Raw genomic sequence first — 277 nt, forward strand, 5'->3', positions numbered from 1 at the left:
GCGCTGATCCTTGTGGTGTCGGCGCTGGGCCGCGCTGCGAACAAGATCGAGGGCCTGGAAAAAGGCGCCGACGACTATCTTGCCAAACCATTCGATCCCGAAGAGCTGCGCGCGCGATTGCGGGCCTTGTTACGGCGGCAGGAAATGACGGTGTTGGACACTGACCTGATTGCCTTTGGCGATCTGGAACTTCGGATGAAGGCCCGCACCGTGCATGTCATAAACGACCATGTTGCTGTCAGCCCGAAAGAGTTCGAATTGATCACCTATTTTGCGC

1 protein-coding gene is annotated in these 277 nt (G+C 57.4%); it reads left to right on the plus strand.

The window, feature by feature from the left end; all coding sequences use genetic code 11:
* On the plus strand, nt 1–277 hold a 277-nt coding region (locus Q4550_RS23425), incomplete at both ends, for a response regulator transcription factor (protein ID WP_483298579.1).

Origin of the sequence: Anaerobacillus sp. 1_MG-2023 (assembly GCF_030547345.1) — a bacterium.
Taxonomy (GTDB): domain Bacteria; phylum Bacillota; class Bacilli; order Bacillales; family Guptibacillaceae; genus Guptibacillus; species Guptibacillus hwajinpoensis_B.